Below are 17317 nucleotides of genomic sequence, written 5' to 3' on the forward strand. Positions count from 1 at the left end.
TCCAGAAGCGGGTCCGCTGTGAGCACTCCATCACGTTCCACCAGGAACGAGCGGGGGATGTCCTCGAAGTCAGTGGTGCGCACAACCTCTCCGGAGAGGACAACGTCTTCGTCAAGCCAGGCGGGGGCCTCGCTCAGGTGAAGATCGATCTTGGAGGAGGCTAGATCCTCCTTGGAAATCGGGCATCCAATTTCCCTTGGCTCGCTTTCGCCTTCTTTGGCGTACTTCTTTTCGAAGACCCCCGGATGGGCGTACAGGTCCGCTGGCCCCAGCTTCTGCAGGACCGAGGCCAGTCCCCCGGTGTGATCGCGGTGGCCATGGCTCAGGACGACGGAGTCTACATCTGCAAGGTTCAGCCCGAATTCCGCCGCGTTGTGAGCCAAGACCTCCCCGGACTGCCCAGTATCAAAGAGGGTCATTTGCCCCCCGGTCTCCACCAACAGGGAGAGCCCATGCTCTCCCCATAGGTTTCTTCCCCTCACCAAGTTGTCAACCAGGATGGTTACCCGGGCGTTTGCGGTCCCCCCAGCCACGGCCATCACCCCCACCTCTGACGTCCTTCATAAGGGCTGGTCTAGTTCAATCTGGACGAAACCCTCGCCCAGAGCTCCTGTATTGCCTTTGAGGCTTTCCCTTCCTCCCACCCAGAGGCGCCATCATTTGCACGAGCACCCACGGGCATGCCCCTGGTCAAGGCGGTTACCACTCCCTCGTCAAACGGGATCTTCCCGGCAACCTGTATCCCCTCAGCCGCGCAGTGCTGTTCGATCTCCTGAGCCTTCCCCTCGTGGAGATCGTACTTGTTTATGCACACAACCACCTCTACGCCGAAGTGTCTTGCCAGCTCAAGTGCTCTTGCCATGTCGTGGGTCCCGGCGACTGTAGGCTCGGTGACGATTAGGGCCAGGTCCACCCCGGAAATTGACGCTATGACCGGGCAGCCTATCCCAGGCGGTCCGTCAATGATGATGAGGTCCAGTTCCAGGCTCTTCGCCAAGGAACGGGCCTCATCCCGCACCCGGGTTACAAGCTTGCCGGAACTCTCCTCGGCGACGCCAAGCCTGGCGTGGACTAGAGGACCGTAAGGGGTGTCTGATATGAACCAGTGGCCAGAGAGATTGTCTTGCATGACTATCGCGCCCTGGGGGCAAACATGGGAGCACACGGCACAACCCTCGCACGAAATAGGGTCGATCTCGATGCGCCCCTTGCCCATGACGATGGCGCCGAAACGGCAGGCTTCGATACAGTCCCCGCACCCCGTACACTTGGCCTCGTCAAGCCCGGCCTTCTTGGAGCCGTAGAACTCTGTAGTCTCGCGCACCGTGGGCTTCAGCAGCAGGTGGAGGTCAGCGGCATCCACGTCACAATCAGCAAGAACTTTGTTCTTGGACAGCACCGCAAACGCTCCGACTATGGAGGTCTTGCCGGTACCACCTTTTCCGCTTATGACAAGTAGTTCTTTCAATATCGCGTCATCCCTTCGACTCCGGCTCACTATCGGTTGCTTACCGAACCCCTGCCAAAACACAGACCCTCCGCCAAAGATCTCGGAAGGCTTCGCGTAGTTCAGGGAAATCCTCAACGAGCCTCCCTCCACCGGCATAACAGGCAGCGTATCTCCGATCGAAGGGGATTTCCAGCAGTATAGGTATCTTCTCTAGTCTGCAGTAGGCCACAAGGTTACTGTCGCCAATGCCTGAACGGTTGATCACCACACCAAACGGGACACCCAGCTCCCTTACCATGTCAATGGCCAGAAGGAGATCATTGACACCGAAAGGCGTTGGCTCTGTAACCAGTATACAGAAATCGCTGTCTTTCACCGAGGCTACCACAGGGCAGGACGTTCCGGGCGGAGCGTCGATGATGGTGGCCTTGCCTGGACAGGCCGCCATCCGGCCCTTCACGGCTCTTACTACTGGGGGAGCCAGAGGGTTTCCCACGTTCACCCTGCCCTGAACGAATTCGATCCTCCCTGCGTGCCCACTTTCTACAACCCCGATCTCGCGTGGTTCTTCCGAAATCGCACCCGTGGGGCAGAACCGGCTGCATCCTCCGCAACCGTGGCACAGTTCGGGAAACGTCATGACCTTACTTCCCAAGGCCATAATGGCGTGAAAAGCACAGATCTCCCCACATCTGCCGCAGTGAGTGCACTTGCTCTCGTCAACAGTCGGCACCGGTTGTGTGACCTTTTCGGATGTCTCAAGTACAGGATGAAGGAAGAGGTGGGCGTTGGGCTCCTCGACATCGCAATCAAGGAGCTCCACGGGCACTGTTCCTTCAAGAGTCAGGGCGAGGTTGACTGCGATGGTGGTCTTGCCTGTCCCGCCTTTCCCGCTGGCTACTGCTACAATCATCGGACATCTCCGCCGCTCGAGTTTTGGCTGGGGAATGGGCATTCCTCCGGCATCAGCAATGCTTTCGCTCGCCGTGTCCCGCGTGGTCGTGGTCACACCCACCGTGTCCCTCACCATGTTCGCAGAAGCTCTCCCCGGCCTCGAGCGAGCCCGCGAGGTATGAATCGATCGCGTCATTTACCGTCCCCGAAACCCCACTTACCGTTTGGATGTTCTTCTCCGCAAATAGCCCTTGCGCCCTCGGGCCCATGCCCCCGGCGATAATACACGTGACTCCGAGCTTCGAAAGATACTCAGGCAGAAATCCTGGCTCGTGCCCTGGATTGGGGATGACGATCTTGTCCTGCACCTTTGAGTCGCTTGCAGTTACTATGGTGTACTCCGGGCAACGACCAAAATGTGCTGCCACCATAAACCCGTCCGTTGCTACTGCGATCTTCACACTGTAGACCTCCTCGGTTGACTCAATCTGCTCAGCGCTTGCCCATGCCGAAATGCGACCCCACTGTTGCTCCAGAAATTCGGCCGAGGTTCCCTGCCTTGTAGGCCTGGACAGCCTCGCGCACCGTTCCTGATGCCATACTGTACACCTCGATCCCCGCACCCTGCAGCGCACGTGCAGCGTTGGGGCCCACGTTCCCCGTAAGCACCGCGCTGACTCCGCGGTCGGCAAGGAACTGCGCGCTCTGAATGCCGGCGCCGCCGGATGCCATAACCCCCTGGTTGGCTACTGCATCGAATTCCTCGCTATCCGGGTCGATGATGATGAAATACTGACATCTTCCAAAACGAGGATCCAATAGTGAATTCATGTCAGCACCCTGGGCGGTAACCGCCACTTTCATCTTGCTCACTCCTTCGCGGATGATCTGGTCCATGCCGGAACCGTAGGCTTTAGGGGGAGGAAGCGAGCGTGGGTCCTCATCTCCTTCCTCCCCCTAAAGCACACGGAAGCGGCAAGCATATGGTGAGGGTCAAGTCTCTAAGGTCGGGGAGACTACTTGGGCTCTTCAGTCTTGTCCTCCTCCGACCCGGCCAGCTGCTCCAGTCTCTCCTTTACCGCTTCAAGTTCCTCCGTCAGGAATTCCGCCTGTTGCCGGAGGAGCGCAGCCTCGTGTTCAGCAGCAGCCTTGGCCGCCTCTTTCGGATCTCGGCCCGCATATGGGGCTCCAGGGAAAGGAACACCATAGGGGTTCAGGGGAAGAGGAACAACTCCGGCCGGGTATGCCGGGGCCGCCCACCCGGGGTAGCCGAATCGAGCCCAACCAGGCAATCCCGTCGCGTAGTACATACGCCTCCAACCCCTTCCCGGGCCTTGGCCGAATCCGCGCCCACGACGCAGCATCGGCCCGCCTATGAATCCGGCACCTCTGACCCCAACCGGATTCATGAACCCGGGGACGGAATACCCGGCGCAGTACCCCGCGGCTCTGCCCGTCATGGGTCCGAAACCCGAAGGTCCTGTTCCATCACCTCTTGGCATGTCCAACACCTCCTTTCATCTCGCTTTTCCGCTGGATGTCTCGCCTCCCGTCACACCGCCGTCTCGGTGCGCGTAATGATCATATGTTCATTACTAGTATACCCGCCGTTGTGGGCATATGTCAATAATCAAGCGAAAAGAATGCCCCGTCGTGTCAACCTGAATACCATCTGTCATGTGCTGTATAGAAGCAGGTTTTCGCATCCGGTGGGGAGCTGGTGCTGATCAGGCCCAGCCTCAGAAGCGTGTCGAGGAGCTTGGAGGCTTGGTTCACGTTGAGGCCTAAGCCTTCTGCTTACCTGCGATTCCACCCTCGGCCATGACGCCCCCATGGCATGTTCCCGAAGCCATGTCCGTTCTGATCGACACGGTGCACCTGTTGGGCATTGCACTGGGGACACACCATTTCGATCCCGCGTTGTCCCGTGCCGAAGGGTACCTCAAATTCGTAGTTGCATGCCCTGCATTGAAATCGGCGCACAGCCAATCGGTAGTTTCCTCCCTCCACGCGGATGGCTCTGCCTTCGACGAGGGCCCGTGCGACTTTCTGCCTTGCCGCGACAAGCACTCTCTGGAATGTGGGCCGGGAGACCTGCATTCTCTCCGCACACTGCTCTTGTTCGAGGCCTTCCATGTCCTTCAGACGAATGGCCTCGAGTTCCTCCACAGTCAGCACTTCTTCCACTAGCTCTCGTAGAGGAACTCCGGCCGGCTTGAACACAGTTACCTGAGGAAGCAACTCCACGCGCCGGAACTTGGGCGGCCTCGGCATGTTATCAGCTCCCGTCCACAGATTCATTCACCGCTACAGCGTTGACCTAAGTTTCATTTCCTTGTCATCGCAACTCCACAGTTGGGGCACGTAATCTGGTAACAAGGGACCCCCCTCTGGTGGGGAACGACTCTCCCGCACGCTGGGCAAACGCACTCACCAACCGGCCCTGCTCCGGCTCTGGGGCCTCTGTTTCTTCCTGTGCCTCCGCCAAAGCCTCTCCCGAAACCCTCTCCTGTGCCAGGGCCTTGTCCTGTGGGACCCGTACCATCACCCCTGGGCATTCCTCTCACCTCCAGCTCTATTCCCACGTCAATATCAATCATATGCCCATAACCATTGTAGCTTCCCCCGCTGCCAAACGTCAACCTCAAGAGCATGAAGTTTACTGGGGCCAGATGGCAGTGCGTCTTGTTTCAGTGCCCCGTGTGAACATACTTCATCAAGGTATTATGCGCTGTATCATCCGACTGACGATGCTACCGCAGAATATCAGTGCCCAGCGTAGTGCCAGAATCCAAATGTGACCTCATAGATACTCCCCAACAGGTATTTGAGGTAGTTTACAAACGCTCTTTGTAGGTGTATCATCTGGCTTGGCGGTGTCAACGAACCGGGGGGAGGTGCCATGCTTGATCATCGGCGATGATGTCCCAGTCTACACCATAGGAATCACCGCTGGTCTCCTTGGTGTCCACCCGGAGACCCTCAGAATCTGGGAACGGCAGAGCCTCATAAGGCCTGCCCGCAGGGGAGGCCAGCGTCTTTATTCAGCCAATGACGTTAAGCGGCTCAGGTTTGTCAAGCATCTCACTGATGACAAGGGCCTCAACTTGGCCGGTGTCAGGCAGGTTGTGGAGATGTACCCGTGCTGGTGGCTGGACAACTGCCCCGGAGGGATGTCACCAGAATTGAAGGCGCGGACTAAGGCGTGCTGGAAAGAGCATGACACCTATTGTCATGTGGTAGTCGACAAGGCTGATCTCTGCGGCGGATGCCGGATATATCAGAACCGGGAGAGATGTGGGTCCTGCGCCAGATCCAACAGGGATTCGTGAAGCACCTGCTTCTGTGCGGTTGAAGACACGCTTTGAAGAAGGGACGGGAGAACCACCGATGAGCGAAACCAGAACCAACGACCGAACAAAGGAAAAGCCAGCGGCGGAATCCGCCATAGAGAAGTTGCCGCAAGGCCCGTTCAACAACATTCGGCATGTCATTGCGGTGATGAGTGGAAAAGGCGGAGTCGGGAAGTCTTCCGTAACTGCCCTTCTCGCTTCCTCCTTTGCACGGGCGGGCTATCGTGTTGGGATACTGGACGCAGATATAACTGGGCCGAGTATTCCGAAGATGTTTGGGCTGAGCCAACGGGCCGACAGTGCGGAGCTTGGCCTGCTCCCTGTGAGGAGCGAAACCTTCAAGATGCCCGTAATGTCGATCAACCTTCTTCTTCCCAGTGAGGACGATCCTGTCATATGGCGAGGGCCACTCATCGCAAACGTCGTCAGGCAGTTCTGGACGGATGTCGTCTGGGAGGACCTGGACTTCCTCTTTGTGGACCTTCCGCCTGGAACTGGAGATGCCCCGCTCACCGTCATGCAGTCCCTGCCGCTCGATGGGATCGTGATAGTCTCATCGCCCCAGGATCTCGCGGTCATGGTGGTGAAGAAGGCTATCAAGATGGCAAGGCTCCTCAAAACTCACATTCTGGGCTTGGTTGAAAACATGAGTTATGTCACGTGCCCGCACTGCGGCGAAAGGCACCAGGTCTTCGGCCCGAGCAAAGGCCAAGCCGTGGCGAAAGCCACCGACATACCGTTTCTTGCCACACTCCCGCTCGACCCGAGTCTTTCGGAGCTGTGTGATAAGGGTCGGATTGAAGACTATGAGCCGGAAGGGTTCAGCAGTGTCGTGGACCATATCGTGAGAATCTCGGACCATCTGGAGAAGCTCAGGGCGCAAAAGGCAGGGGCACAAGGGCAATAACCAGGGCATTCGAGAGTCACACGACGTCTCCGCCAACAACTAAAGCGCCTCCCATCACGGAGGCGCTTACTGTCACATATGGTAGCGGCGACTGGATTCGAACCAGTGACACTGCGGGTATGAACCGCATGCTCTAACCAACTGAGCTACGCCGCCACATGTCACGATCCATGCGAAACTCATTTTAGCACCCGATCTTCAGTCTGTCAATCGGCCGCATGCGGCACATCCGGGGTCCCGCGCCACCTCCACCCGGTCAAATTCCATCCTGAGACCGTCCCATATGAGAAGCCTGCCCACGAGTGGTTCGCCCGCCCCCACGATCAGCTTGATCGCCTCGGTAGCCTGGATCGTCCCGATGACTCCGGGCACGGGCGACAGCACTCCCACTCGTTCGGGCGAGATCGAGGCACAAACTCCCTCCGACCTGCCAGATTCCTCGGAATCATCACCCGGGACGCCACCGCCCGCCCCCGGCGCCTCGCCAAACACACACCGGTAGCAGGGGCCGGCCCCCGGGACAACGGTCATCGCCTGCCCGACCCACCCCAATACCGCACCGTGCACGAACGGCTTGCCTGCCGCGACACACGCGTCGTTCAGGATGAACCTGGTCTTGAAGTTGTCTGTGCCGTCTACCACGATGTCGTATTCTTCAATGAGCCGGGCAGCGTTCTCTGCCCCGACTCGCTCCGCGTGGCCAACCACGTCGCACCCGGGGTTCAACCGGGCAAGCTTCTCGGCGGCAGACTCCACCTTCGGCCTCCCTATGTCGGACGTCGAGTGGAGAATCTGCCTCTGCAGGTTCGACAGGTCCACGCGGTCGGAATCCGCGATCCCGAGCCTCCCCACGCCCGCGGCTGCGAGGTAGAACGCTGCCGGCGAGCCGAGCCCTCCTGTCCCCACCACGAGCACCTTCGCCTGTTTGAGTTTCTCCTGGCCGGGCTCACCCACTCCCGCAAGGCAGAGATGGCGCCCGTACCGCTCCCGCTCGGCGCGGCTCAGGCCTCCGGGAGTTCGCGTCCCCTCCTGCGCCCACTCGGTCGATCCCGGTAGGTCTTTCGGTCCCGGAAGGTCAGTCCCACTCATCACGCCGGCATGCCCTCCCTCTCCGCAATCCAATCCGCCGCAGTCTTGAGCACTTCGTCTTTCTGGGGCTCATTGAATATCTCGTGGAAGAGTCCGTCCCACACCACAAGCTTCTTGTCAGGGTGCGGGTCCCGCTCGTAGAATTCCACGGTGACCTCGGTGGCGACTATTGGGTCAGCCCCACCCGCCATGAACAGGCATGGAACCGCGAAAGACCCTGCCCGCCCGCGCACATCCTTCATGGCGGACTCGAATTCGACGCAGAACCTGGTGGTGATGCGCGGGTACCTGACCGGGTCGGTCTTGTAGGATGATACCACGTTCTGATCGTGGCAGAGGTGTTCGGCAGGTATCCCCGTGTCCACTGAAAGCCTTGGGAACACCCTGGCCAGTGCCAGGACCAGGGTCTTCTTGGCCCCCGAAACCTTCATCCTCAGGTCGAGGCACGGCGCACTGGCAATGATCCCGTCCACCACGTCCGGCCTCCGCGCGGCATGGCCCAGAACGATCAGGCCTCCCATGGAGTGGCCTATCGCAAAGAGGCGGATTCCGGGGCGCCGGCGCCGGATCTCACCGGCTACAAACCCGAAGTCCTCATAGAACTGCTCGAACCGCTCTACGTGCCCTCGCACTCCGCCCGATTTGCCCTGCCCGCGGTGGTCGTAGGCGTACACCGTGTAACCGAGTCCCGCGAAGTACTCGGCCACATGCCTGAACCGGCCCGAATGGTCGGCGAGTCCGTGGGCGATCACCACCGCCGCGCGCGGCTTCCCGTCTACGTCCGGCGCAGGTCCGGCCGGCGGCCTTCCGCGTTTCGCCGCTTCCTTATCCTCCACCGCACCCTTCCATGCCCTGAGAAACAGCACCGTCCCGTCCGGGGTGGTGATGGTCTCCTCCGAGTAGGCGACACCCGCCATTTGGGCATCCTCCTCCAGGCCAAAGGCCTCAGATGATGGCAAGTTCCCGTCCGACTTTCTCGAACGCTACAAGTGCGAACTCGAGGTTCTCTTGGGTGTGGGACGCTGTGACGATGGTCCGGACCCGGGCTTTCCCCACCGGCACTGTTGGGAACGCAATCCCCTGGGCGAACACGCCTTCCTCGAACAGCCTATCCGAAAACTTCATGGCGAGGGCCCCGTCCCCGACGATAACCGGGGTGATGGGGGTCTCGCTCCGGCCAGTATCGAAGCCCAGCTTGTTGAGGCCTTTCTTGAAGAACCGGGTGTTCTCCCAAAGCCTCTCTATGTGTTCTGGCTCCTCCACCAGTATGTCGAAGGCCTCGAGGCACGCAGCCGTTACCGCCGGCGGGTGGGAGGTGCTGAACAGAATGGGCCTTGCCCTGTGAATCAGGTAGTCTATGAGGGTCCGGCTCCCGGCGACATACCCCCCGAGCACCCCGATGGCTTTAGAAAGTGTTCCCACCTGGATGTCCACGCTTCCGTGCAAGTCGAAGTGGTCGACAGTCCCCCGACCGTTCCGCCCCAGTACTCCAGAGGCATGGGCATCGTCCACCATGGTGATGGCGCCATATTCCTTTGCCGCCCGAACGATCTCGGGAAGCCGGGCGATGTCCCCATCCATGCTGAAAACTCCGTCGGTGATGACCAAGACCCGGTGGCCTTCCTTCTGGATCGGTGCGGTCTCCTCGAGTAACCGCCTGAGCGCGTCCACGTCAGCATGGGGAAAGACCTTGATCGTCGCTCTTGACAGCCTGCACCCGTCGATGATACTGGCGTGGTTGAGTTCATCGCTTATGATGACGTCGTCTTTGCCAAGGATAGCCGAGACGGTCCCAGCGTTCGCAGTGAATCCGGACTGGAAGACGAGGGCAGCCTCGGTATGCTTGAACGCCGCTATCTTCCGCTCCAGCTCCTCGTGCATGGACATGGTCCCAGCGATCGTCCGCACCGCACCCGATCCCGCGCCGAACTCCTCCACCGCCCGGCGCGCACGCTCCACCATCCGGGGATGGGTGGCGAGGCCCAGGTAGTTGTTGGATGAAAGGTTCACCACCTCGTGCCCGTCGTACACGGCCACTGCCTTCTGCTGGCCTTCGAGCACCTTTGGATACCGGAACAGCTTCTGCTCGCGCAGGTTGGCCAATTCCTCTTCAAGGTATGCAAGTGCGTTGGACATGAAGGTCGCCCCCTGAGTATTTGGTAGCTACGGAATTCACCGTTCCGCCCGGCCCGCCGTGGCTCTTCCCTTCCCGCGTTCCCCTGCCCCTACGGGTAGAGTATGACCTTGCCACACTCTCCCGCCATCATGAGCCTGATCCCCTCCTCGAAGTCCTCCAGGGACAGCCGGTGTGTGATGACGGGAGTGATATCGAGCCCGGCCTTGAGAAGTGAGCGGGCTTCGAACCAGGTCTCGAACATCTTCCTTCCATTGATACCCTGAACCACCGCGCCTTTGAAGATGATAGCATTGGCGAGGTCGATCTCCACAGGTGCTGACGGGAGTCCCAGCAGTGCTGCGAACCCCGCTTTCCGGAGTATCTCGAACCCTTGCCTGATGGCTGTGGCGCTGCCCGACATTTCGAGCAGCACGTCCACTCCGATCCCTCCAGTGGCTTCTCGGACGACTCTCACAGGGTCTTCGCGGGCCGCGTTGACCGCAAGGTCCGCGCCCATCTGCCGGGCGAGCTCGAGCCGGTAGTCACTCACGTCGGTAGCATATACAGCCGAGGCCCCCGCGCGCTTGGCAATACCTATTGTGCAGAGCCCGATAGGGCCGACGCCGGTTACAAGGACAGTCTTACCTGTGAGGCTGGTCGAGAGAGCTGCATGAACTGCGTTGCCCAGCGGGTCCTGGATCGCCGCCACCTCTTCAGATATGTCTATGTCCCACGTCCAGCAGTTCTCCTCAGGAACCACAACGTACTCAGCAAAACACCCGTCTCTGTCAACTCCTATGATTCTGGTGTCGTGGCATATGTGAGCGCGTCCGGTGAGACAGAGGTAGCACCTCCCGCACGCACAGTGTGTCTCGATAGATACAAACTGCCCCAGCTCTACCCTGGTAACGCCCTCTCCCAGTTCAACGACGTCACCTGAGAACTCGTGCCCGAAGACTCTTGGCGTCGCGATTCTCGAACTCGCCCAAGGATCCCATTTGTAGATGTGGACATCCGTGCCGCATATCGCGGCCGCCCTGACCTTCACCAGGACCTCTCCCGGCCCTGGCTGGGGAATTGGCACCATCACCTTGCTCGCGCCGGGTTCCGGCGCAGTCTTGGCTATGGCCCGCATCTCTCCCAGCATGAAGAAGCCTCCCTCCGGTTGTGGCCACCCATGGACCACCTCGGCTGCGCAATGCCCTGTCTAGTATTCTAGTTGCCCGCTTTTACACCTGCTCCAGAAGGCAGATTTGTACAGGCAGGAGATGGCCTCCGATGAGAAGAACCTGGCACGTCGCTCCGATCGGAACTCCCGTCGCCCCGATCAAGAATCCCTCGGGCAAATTGCTGCGCGAAGGCCGTTAGGGCTGGGCATGTGTGGACACACTATCCGCGTGCGACTGCGCGGCTTTGCCGCACGACTCGATGGAGTGACGTATCGTGAGACGGCAATGGCCTACACGCCTGGCGCTTCTGATCTGCTTCGGGCTCGGATTCGCTATCGTGTTCTCCTACGGGCTCCGGCAGGCCCAGCCTCCGGGCTCACAGGCTCCGGTGCAGGCCCCTTCGGGCACTCCGGATGTCCCGTCACAGCTTGCGCAGGCCACGGGGGACCAGGCAAGTGTCAAGATGTCCGGAGGCGCGCCTTTTCAGGCTTCCCGGGACCTGTGTTCGTGTGGAGACTTGCACATGCTGTGGCTCACAGACCCCAGGACCATCGGCGAACAAGTGGTAGACCTTCAAGAGGGTCTTGCCATGGCTGGCTACTTCGAAAGTCAGATCGACGGGGTTTTCGGTCCCGCGACCGACGCTGCTGTCCGCCGGTTCCAGGCCGCGCAGGGCATGAAAGTCAACGGAATAGTCGATCTCGCTGTGTGGATGGCCCTGGGCAGGGTGTGCGAAGACATAGCCGTCCGGCTCTCTGAGCCCTTGACCGACCTGATGAGCACTCCCGCGGTCCACTCCGGCCCGCAGCAGGGCGGCCCCACGGCTGCCTCCCCAAAAGCCTCCCCAGATGCCTCCCCGGACGCCTCCCTAACCCGGACTGGCTGGCGCGCCATACTCGTAGACACCTCTGACCTCACGCTGACAGTGCTCGAAGACGGCCGTCCGATCCATCAGTTCAGGGTAGGTGTGGGGGCACCCTCCACTCCGACTCCTCTCGGCCAGTACAGGATCATCGGCAAGGCGGCCTGGGCAGGAGGGTTCGGCTCGAGGTGGATGGGGCTGAATGTGCCGTGGGGGAAGTTCGGGATTCACGGCACCAACAAGCCGTGGACAGTGGGGCGCAGGAAGTCCAGCGGATGTGTGCGCATGTTCAACAGAGACGTGGAGAAGCTCTATGCTCTCGTGGACGTGGGGACTCCAGTCGTGATCATCGGGGGAATGCTCAGGTATCTGGGCTCCCGGCGGCAGACCATCAGGCCAGGCGTGAAGGCAGGCCATGTCATTGAAGTCCAGAAGTGCCTCATCGAGCTGGGCTACATCTCCGGCCCGCCGGACGGGGTGTACGGCCCGGGAACCGAAAAGGCCATTATGCGGCTGCAGAAGGACCGCGGCCTCCCGGTGACCGGGATCGTGGACGGGCCGACATATGACGCACTCGGGCTCTATGCGTTCGAATAGCCCGAGCGGCCGACAGCGCCATTCCTCGCGACGCGCAGCCGGCCGCTCTTTCCCGTTGGTGCAGGAGCTCCCCCGGCCAACTCTGCATGTCCCCCGAGCAGCTTACAGCTCCAGGCCGGGACCTGTGCCTGTTAAACTGCCACCACAGACTTGACTTCGGGAACTTCCTGCTTGAGGACGCGCTCTATTCCATTCTTCAGCGTCATGACGGACATCGGGCACCCCGCACATGCTCCCCGGAGTTTGACCCGGACCACCCCGTCCTCGACCCCTACAAGCTCCACGTCCCCGCCATCAGCCTGCAGAGACCGCCTGATCTTATCGAGTGCAGCGGCTACCTTCTCTTTCACTTCACTACCTCCTCCCGACTACCTCTCAATAGTATCACATACCCAGATTCCTCAGGCGCGTTTTCTCATCAATAGGCTTGCGAGTGACAGGATCTAGTGCGACGCACGCCCCGTTGACGATGTCCGTCACGACCCCCCCGGCAGCAAGGGGATTCCCTGCAAGGTGGGGCGCATCGAGCAGGCCGGCCCGGATCGCCCCGGCGATCACGCCCGGGTCAGCCAGCGGATCGTCTGACGTGCCTTCTCCAAGCCTTCGAATGGCGTCCAGCAGGACCCCGGCTTCCTTCACCAACTCGTCCCTGCGGGCAATGACCCGCGGATCCCTGCTCACATCGGGCAATCCCCCAAGGCAGTTTCGGATCACGCCCCTTGCGATCTTGCAGCTCTCGATCACTTCCTCCGGCCTCGCGGCGTGGTCCGCCTCGGGGAAGCCCACAACGTGCACGATGTCCGGCGAGAGACTCATCTGGAGGTGAGTCGACGACGCGAGCTGGCCTTTCGCCACGCCCATGTCCACGGACAGGCTCGCCAGCCCCGCGCGCACCTCCCGGTAGGAGGTGAACGTCTCGTCGTGGAGGCTCTCGATGAGTTGGATCTTGGCGAGCATCTTCCCGAGGTCCATCACGTAGGACGTGCCGACGGGGTTGTTGAACATGTACTGTGCCACGTAGTGGCGGACTCCCCGCACCTTTGCGTTGTATGCCGCGACGAACGCCATGACCACCGCCACAACATCGTGCGCGCCCCTCAAGCTCCAGTGATGCGACTCGTTCACCTCGACTGGGATTCCACGGCTCGCATACCACTGGACCACTGACATGTTCTCTTCCATTGCCTCTTGCGGGGTCCGTCCGGACCTCCCGTCGAGCTGACTGTACCAGCACAGCGGGATTGCCGCCCATGCGTTTCGTATGACCCGGACTGACATCTCCGCCCACTTCATGAGGTCTCTCGTCCCGCTGTAGCATCTGACCAGCGGGTAGTTGCCGGTGCGTGACGCCTTGTAGATGGCGGCGAGGTCTTCCTCGGTCCGCACAGGCACACCCCCGGCGCCGTCCTGTTCCCCCAGCATCTCCGAAGGGCGGAAGAAGCTCTCCTGGGCGTTCTGGTCGGGCCCCACGGAGATCACGTCGACTGTCCGGGACTCCGCGATCCTACGGGCTCCCTCGATAGTGTCCGAAAGCGACGGGAGCCCGAAGTGGTGGCGGATCAGAGGGTGAGGCCTGGACGCCGTGATCCGGGATACCAGGTCCCCGGCGTAGGTTGGCTCCTCGCCCTGCCGCGCCTCACCCCGGAGGTAGGCCATGATCTCTGGGACGCTCTCTTCCCCAGAGAATACTGCGTCGAAGAACCCCGTGGCTCGAGCCACCGATGCAACGGGCGGGGTCCCGCCGAAGATGAACCGCCGCCCCGCGATGCCCGCGCGCTCCGCTTCACAGCGGAGTTCGTCTATGAGGTTCGCGGCGACCTCCGGGGTCAGCCTGTAGCTTACAGCTATTATGTCCGCGTTCGCCTCGACTGCTGCGCCCACGAGTTTGGCCACTGGGACGGCCGGGCCCATCGAATGGACCTCATAGCCCGCCGCCTCCGCCAGGCGCAGGAAGTTCAGAAGCCCCGCGATGTGTACGCAGTTCCCGACCGCAGCTCCGATGATCAGAGGTCTCGCGCGTTCCGACACCCTACTCCCCCTCCAGAACGAGTTTCCGGATCTCCCTTACGGTCTTGCCTGCGAGCCCGAGCTTCTCCACTGTCCTTCCGGTCGCCATGTAGTCCTCCGCACTCAAGAGACTTGCGATGGAGATTATGCTCTTCATGGCCGGGGTCTCCACCCCTAGCATGTCTCCGATGGAGCAGATGGGAACCAGGCTCATAGGCACATCCTCGGAAAGATACCGGGTGGATAGTGAGATCGGCGCCTTGATCCCCTTGTACCCGTGGTTGCTCTGGATCGCGTCGAAAAGGGTCCTCCCCGCGGCGTCGTACGCCATGTACAGCCACTCCCGGGCGGACATCGCCCGGATTCCGAGGGCCTCCGCCACTGCCACTCTCTCCTTGTCCAGGGCCTCGAGTACCCGCGCGGTGGCTGGGGTGATGCCGTCCATGTAGAACTCGAAGTCCCCGTGCCTGGACTCGATCCAACCTGAGTTGAGACAGGTTATGCCCGGGTGGAAGATGGCCCCGATGTTGTCCATGCTCGTCTTGAGCACGTTGTCGCCCGGAGCGAACTGCGGGTAGATCCGGCGCAGGGTTTTCACTACCTCAGGGGTTCTGTAAGCGGGCAGGGCCGCTACGGGGATCATGTTCTTGATCCGGAAGATGCGAGCCTGGGCAGGGTTGACTGCGCGGCTGGCATATATGAGCGTCTGGGCCTCCGCGACAGTGACCTGGGCGCTCACGCCCCTGGTCCTGAGAATGTTCCAGAACTCGAGGGCACCTCCGGTTCGGCCCGGGTTGAGAACGATGATCTGCCCATCGGTCAAGTGGGGCGCGGCGGCCTCCGCCATGTATGCGTGGGCGGTGGCAGGGACCACCACCATTATCAGTTCCGCGCCTTCCAGCGCTTCCTTGGGGTTGGCGGTCACCTTTTCGAGCTTCCCGAATCCCTCCACTTCCCCCTCGACCCTTATTCCGCCCATGACTTTGATTGCGTCCAGCCGCTGTTCGCTGCGGTTGAAGAGCCTCACTGAGCAACCCATCAGGGCCAGATGCCCCGCCATCGCCTGTCCGCCATGGCCCGCTCCCATGACGCAGACTACCGGACGGTCCTGGTGGAAAGGAATCTCTTTGGTAAGGCGAAGTCGCTTAGCTTGCGGTGTCATTGGATCGCCTCCTCAAATCGTTCTTGGGAAGGGTTCGGCGGTCCGGCACCCGTGGGACTAACCCCGAAGCCCAGCCTTTGTGAGCAGCCTGGTTACGGCCTCGTCGCACCTCGACAGGATCTCTCCCTGATCCACTGCGGCGAATCGGCCCTCCTCGTAGAGAACCTTCCCGTCGACCATCGTGAGCACCACATCGGAAGAGTGCGCTGAGTACACAATGCGGGATGGGAGATCGACCCCTGCAGATGGCCACGCATGTGGTCTCGCGAGGTCGAGCAACACGAGATCGGCCTTCTTGCCTTCCTCAATGCTTCCGATCTCATGCTCCAACCCCATCGCCCGGGCACCTCTCACCGTCGCCATTTCCAGCACGGTGAGAGCCGGCATCGCGGTGGGGCCGAGCCTCGGTTTGTGGATGAGCGCAGCCATGCGCATCTCGATGAACTGGTCAAGGTTGTTGTTGCACCCCGCCCCGTCCGCCCCAAGCCCCACGTTGATGCCTTCATCCAGCATCTCGGGCACCTGGGCGATGCCGGATGCGAGTTTCTGGTTTGCAGACGGGCAATGTGCCACGTGGGTACCGGTCCTTGCCAGAATCGCCCGCTCTGCATCGTCCACGTGGACGCAGTGTGCCACGATCGTGCTGGGGCCCAGAAGCCCCATGTCGTCCAGGTGGGTGATGTTGCGCGCCCCTCGCTCCCTCTCTACTATCTCAATCTCGTTTTCGTTCTCAGAACTGTGGGTGTGGACATGTGCGCCTAGTCCCCGGGCCAGCTCACCGGCCTCCCGAAGCAACCTTTCGCTACAAGATACGGCAAACCTGGGTGAGAATGCATAGCGGATCCGCCCTCCCGCGGCCCCGTGCCATCGCTCCGCGAGAGACATACTCTCCTCAAGAGACTCCTCCGTAGTCTCGGAGAGGCCTTTCGGGACATCGTCCCCCCAGTCCATCATCGCCTTGCCAGAGATAGCGCGGATCCCGGACTCCTCGATCGCCCGGAACGCACTCTCGTGATGGTGCACGGTGCCCATGTCCACGATGGACGTGGTACCGCCCCGCAGGAGCTCCGCGATGCCCAGATGCACGGAGTAGTAGATGGATTCGTCATCGTGGGAGGCTTCAAGCGGCCAGGTACGGTACTTGAGCCAATCCATCAGCTCGAGATCATCCGACAGCCCCCGGAAGAGGGCCTGACACAAATGCACGTGGATCTGCACCAAACCGGGGATTACCACTTTGCCGCGGGCGTCGATCTTCTTCTCCGCTCCAGCGGCCCCTAGGTCGGTCCCAACGCCCACAATCCTATCGCCGTCTATGAGGATATCGCCGTTCTTGATCACTCGCTTCTCGGGATCCATCGTCACGATGGAGGCGCCGGATATTAGCGTCCTACCCACGCCGAGCACCCCTCAATCTATACCGAGCGCCTGAAGGGCGGACGCATCTGGAAACCCGCCGTTCGTCCACCCGCGCAGCCGGTAGTAATCCCGGAGCATGGACTCGAGATCCACCACAACCCCTGCAGCCGGCCCTTCAGGCAACCCCTCCGAAAGGAACCTCCGGGGCAACCTGTCTTCTTTAGCCTCCATACCTTCCCTCTGGTTGATCACCCGCTCCAAGGTGACGATCCTCTCACCTATCCGCATCAGGTCTGCCTCGGTGTACTCCCTTCCAAGGTCACAGCTGAGAAGCCCTGCTATGTCTCGGGGC

Annotated in this window: 19 protein-coding genes and 1 tRNA gene; 3 read left to right on the forward strand and 17 right to left on the reverse strand. The window is 60.8% G+C overall.

Annotated elements, in window-relative coordinates:
* The 7 genes from NUW23_10895 to NUW23_10925 all read right to left on the reverse strand — a co-directional run.
* On the reverse strand, positions 1-539 hold a 539-nt coding region (locus tag NUW23_10895; GenBank protein MCR4426670.1), incomplete at its 3' end, for an MBL fold metallo-hydrolase.
* Positions 540-574: 35 nt separating this feature from the next.
* Positions 575-1468, reverse strand: coding sequence for an ATP-binding protein (locus NUW23_10900; protein MCR4426671.1), 894 nt, complete (start codon positions 1466-1468; stop codon positions 575-577).
* Between the two features lie 40 nt (positions 1469-1508).
* Complete coding sequence (locus tag NUW23_10905; GenBank protein ID MCR4426672.1) at positions 1509-2363, reverse strand: ATP-binding protein; 855 nt, start codon at positions 2361-2363, stop codon at positions 1509-1511.
* Positions 2364-2415: 52 nt separating this feature from the next.
* Complete coding sequence (locus NUW23_10910) at positions 2416-2805, reverse strand: NifB/NifX family molybdenum-iron cluster-binding protein (protein MCR4426673.1); 390 nt, start codon at positions 2803-2805, stop codon at positions 2416-2418.
* 31 nt (positions 2806-2836) lie between these two features.
* Positions 2837-3208: a NifB/NifX family molybdenum-iron cluster-binding protein gene (locus tag NUW23_10915; GenBank protein ID MCR4426674.1), complete on the reverse strand. Its 372-nt coding sequence runs from the start codon at positions 3206-3208 to the stop codon at positions 2837-2839.
* 152 nt (positions 3209-3360) lie between these two features.
* A complete protein-coding gene (locus tag NUW23_10920; GenBank protein MCR4426675.1) occupies positions 3361-3846 on the reverse strand; it encodes a DUF5320 domain-containing protein in 486 nt (161 codons plus the stop codon).
* 295 nt (positions 3847-4141) lie between these two features.
* On the reverse strand, positions 4142-4618 hold the full coding sequence (locus tag NUW23_10925) for a DUF134 domain-containing protein (protein ID MCR4426676.1): 477 nt from the start codon (positions 4616-4618) through the stop codon (positions 4142-4144).
* 632 nt (positions 4619-5250) lie between these two features.
* Here NUW23_10925 and NUW23_10930 point away from each other — a divergent pair.
* Positions 5251-5676, forward strand: a complete 426-nt coding sequence (locus NUW23_10930) for a MerR family transcriptional regulator (protein ID MCR4426677.1) — start codon at positions 5251-5253, stop codon at positions 5674-5676.
* A 58-nt stretch (positions 5677-5734) separates the two neighbouring features.
* Complete coding sequence (locus NUW23_10935) at positions 5735-6604, forward strand: Mrp/NBP35 family ATP-binding protein (protein ID MCR4426678.1); 870 nt, start codon at positions 5735-5737, stop codon at positions 6602-6604.
* Between the two features lie 79 nt (positions 6605-6683).
* On the opposite strand, the gene NUW23_10940 is transcribed toward NUW23_10935, so the two are convergent.
* The 5 genes from NUW23_10940 to tdh form a co-directional block, all read right to left on the reverse strand.
* A tRNA-Met gene (locus NUW23_10940) sits at positions 6684-6760 on the reverse strand.
* Positions 6761-6802: 42 nt separating this feature from the next.
* Positions 6803-7696 (reverse strand): HesA/MoeB/ThiF family protein, encoded by an 894-nt coding sequence (locus NUW23_10945; protein MCR4426679.1) that lies wholly within the window; start codon positions 7694-7696, stop codon positions 6803-6805.
* Positions 7693-8610, reverse strand: a complete 918-nt coding sequence (locus NUW23_10950) for a lysophospholipase (GenBank protein ID MCR4426680.1) — start codon at positions 8608-8610, stop codon at positions 7693-7695. The genes NUW23_10945 and NUW23_10950 overlap by 4 nt, the downstream gene beginning before the upstream one ends.
* A gap of 28 nt (positions 8611-8638) precedes the next feature.
* Positions 8639-9829 (reverse strand): glycine C-acetyltransferase, encoded by a 1191-nt coding sequence (locus NUW23_10955; GenBank protein ID MCR4426681.1) that lies wholly within the window; start codon positions 9827-9829, stop codon positions 8639-8641.
* 89 nt (positions 9830-9918) lie between these two features.
* Positions 9919-10956 carry an L-threonine 3-dehydrogenase gene (gene tdh, locus NUW23_10960; protein ID MCR4426682.1) on the reverse strand — a complete coding sequence of 346 codons (1038 nt, stop codon included), beginning with the start codon at positions 10954-10956 and terminating at the stop codon, positions 9919-9921.
* 296 nt (positions 10957-11252) lie between these two features.
* On the opposite strand from tdh, the gene NUW23_10965 reads away from it, so the two are divergent.
* Positions 11253-12437, forward strand: a complete 1185-nt coding sequence (locus tag NUW23_10965) for a peptidoglycan-binding protein (protein MCR4426683.1) — start codon at positions 11253-11255, stop codon at positions 12435-12437.
* Between the two features lie 131 nt (positions 12438-12568).
* Here the strand turns inward: NUW23_10965 and NUW23_10970 are convergent, their stop codons facing one another.
* From NUW23_10970 to NUW23_10990, 5 genes are all read right to left on the reverse strand, one after another.
* A complete protein-coding gene (locus tag NUW23_10970; GenBank protein ID MCR4426684.1) occupies positions 12569-12787 on the reverse strand; it encodes a NifU family protein in 219 nt (72 codons plus the stop codon).
* Positions 12788-12821: 34 nt separating this feature from the next.
* Positions 12822-14465: a cobalamin B12-binding domain-containing protein gene (locus NUW23_10975; GenBank protein ID MCR4426685.1), complete on the reverse strand. Its 1644-nt coding sequence runs from the start codon at positions 14463-14465 to the stop codon at positions 12822-12824.
* A 1-nt stretch (position 14466) separates the two neighbouring features.
* Positions 14467-15606: an NAD/NADP octopine/nopaline dehydrogenase family protein gene (locus NUW23_10980; protein MCR4426686.1), complete on the reverse strand. Its 1140-nt coding sequence runs from the start codon at positions 15604-15606 to the stop codon at positions 14467-14469.
* Between the two features lie 57 nt (positions 15607-15663).
* Positions 15664-17004 (reverse strand): 5'-deoxyadenosine deaminase, encoded by a 1341-nt coding sequence (locus tag NUW23_10985; protein ID MCR4426687.1) that lies wholly within the window; start codon positions 17002-17004, stop codon positions 15664-15666.
* 12 nt (positions 17005-17016) lie between these two features.
* On the reverse strand, positions 17017-17317 hold a 301-nt coding region (locus NUW23_10990), incomplete at its 5' end, for an aldehyde ferredoxin oxidoreductase C-terminal domain-containing protein (protein MCR4426688.1).

This window comes from Bacillota bacterium (assembly GCA_024655925.1).
Lineage (GTDB): Bacteria > Bacillota > DTU025 > DTU025 > JANLFS01 > JANLFS01.